Source organism: Mesorhizobium sp. M7A.F.Ca.US.006.04.2.1 (genome assembly GCF_004022915.1).
Taxonomy (GTDB): Bacteria; Pseudomonadota; Alphaproteobacteria; order Rhizobiales; family Rhizobiaceae; genus Mesorhizobium; species Mesorhizobium ciceri.
The window spans coordinates 1-1,861 of sequence record NZ_RZQA01001061.1 but is presented as its reverse complement, the minus strand read 5'-3'; the positions used below and the strand labels follow the sequence as shown (position 1 = coordinate 1,861).

The window sequence follows — 1,861 nt, the reverse complement described above, 5'->3', positions numbered from 1 at the left end:
CCAGAAGCGGCTCGACAGGGCAATCGCCGCCGTCGGCGATGTCGACGTGCATGTCCGCTGGCGGCCGTTCCAGCTCGATCCGACCATTCCGCCCGAAGGCAAGGACCGCCGCGAATACATGCTGGCAAAATTCGGCAGCGACGAGCGCATCCGCGAAATTCACGACCGCATCGAGCCGCTGGGCGAAGCGGAAGACATTTCCTTTGCCTTCGACGCCATCAAGGTGGCGCCGAATACGCTGGATGCGCACCGGCTGATCCGCTGGGCAGGGGCCGCCGGCGAAGCCATTCAGAACAGGCTTGTACGGCGGCTGTTCCAGCTGAATTTCGAGGAAGGCGCTGACATCGGCGACCATGCCGTGCTGGTCGAAGCCGCGCGCGAGGCTGGCATGGATGCGTCCGTGGTCGCCTCGCTTTTGCCGACCGAGGCCGATGTCGAGGCGGTGCGCACCGAGATCGCCACCGCGTCGCGCATGGGCATTTCTGGTGTGCCGTGCTTCCTGCTCGAGGACAAATACGCCGTCATGGGCGCGCAGGATGCCGATACGCTGGCCGATGCCATTCGCCAGGTGGCGGCTGCCAAGGCGCGAGGCGAACTGGAAAAGGCCGGCTGAGCCGACCGCCCTCTCCTCACCGCGACGGCAGCAAACGTTACTTCACCGTCGCTTTGGCCTTGCTGATGAAAATCCATGGCCGTTCGTGGCCGTGCAGGTCAGTCCCTTGGTTGACGACTGGCACGAGAACGGCCCGGCGCTCCAGCTGTTGCCGTAGCCAAGCTTGTCGACATCGCTGCAGCAGCCCTGCTCGCCTGGGTTTTTGATCAGCGTTGCTGGCCCCTTCGGACCCAGGATAATCGTAAGGTAGCTCGGCTCGACGCGCGAGCAGCTCAGTTCCGGGCCGCCATCCCTCGGCTCATAGGTGCCGGTGCCGCCTTTGGGCGTGTAGATGCAGCCGATGTTGAACTCGATCTGGCCCTCGGCGCTGGCCGGAATGCTTTGCTCGCCGGCATGCGCCAAAGGTACAAAGGCAAAGAGGGACAGGATTGCGGCCGCGCGTGCAAGCCTTGGGAGCTTCCTTGTTGGAGAACCGGACATGCATGAGTGTCGACGATGCCGGGCAAGGTTCAATTCCAAGCGGATGAATTGTCAAACGCAGTCCCTTGTCTGACCCGACAAACGGAACGCGCCGCTCGATCGATTCTCTCGTCAATTCCTGCCCCCGGCAGGGACGACCACGGCATTCCTGGCGAGTCACGAGCCGCAGATTTTCGAGCTCTCTGGGCCGTCCGCAGTGAGAAAACCGATCGCTCGACACGATTTCGAGTTCACGAAACCGTGTGAAAGCCTTCCCTAAGGGAAGCCGCACAAGCGTCACGACTCGATAGATCAAGCGATTGAAATTAAAAGCAATATCTGGCTTTTTGCCAACGGTTGTCGCTATATTTCAGCATGTAATCTGTTGCCTCACGGCAACGGCTGCCGGGGCAATCCGGTCGGCCCGGTTTTAAATTAATGGAAAATGATCAATTGGTGTTACCATCCGTAACAAAAGAAAAAAGGTTTGGGCGGGATAGTGATTCGGGTCGGTAGACCATCGCAAGAGTCAGTACCGGAAAAAACACCTCGCGATGCCGCAGGGCGATCGCTTCTGACGCCGGTGTCGTCGATGCGCAGCTTCTGGGGCCTGATGCGGGCCTACTGGGTTTCCGACCGCTGGAAGGAAGCCTGGACGCTGACGCTGGTGATCGCGCTGCTCACGGCGTTGTCCAGCAAGGCCGGTGTCTGGTTCGCCGAAGCCTCGGGCGAACTGGTCAATTCCATCGCCTTCTTCCATGACGCCGCCAACACCACGCCGCTTCGCTC

At 60.9% G+C, this 1,861-nt stretch carries 2 protein-coding genes and 1 pseudogene; 2 read left to right on the top strand and 1 reads right to left on the bottom strand.

Annotated features, from left to right (window positions below):
- The coding region (locus EN925_RS34220) for a DsbA family protein (protein ID WP_164894597.1) at positions 1–613 on the top strand (613 nt) is incomplete at its 5' end.
- Positions 614–655: 42 nt separating this feature from the next.
- Here EN925_RS34220 and EN925_RS34215 read toward each other — a convergent pair.
- Positions 656–1,093 (bottom strand): hypothetical protein, encoded by a 438-nt coding sequence (locus tag EN925_RS34215; protein WP_127368246.1) that lies wholly within the window; start codon positions 1,091–1,093, stop codon positions 656–658.
- Between the two features lie 571 nt (positions 1,094–1,664).
- Here EN925_RS34215 and EN925_RS34210 point away from each other — a divergent pair.
- Positions 1,665–1,861, top strand: a pseudogene (locus tag EN925_RS34210) (ABC transporter ATP-binding protein/permease); the annotation flags it as partial.

Bases quoted from the DNA above. Each gene is read 5' to 3' on its own strand.
- EN925_RS34215 (WP_127368246.1), bottom strand. From the start codon at position 1,093: ATGTCCGGTTCTCCAACAAGGAAGCTCCCAAGGCTTGCACGCGCGGCC.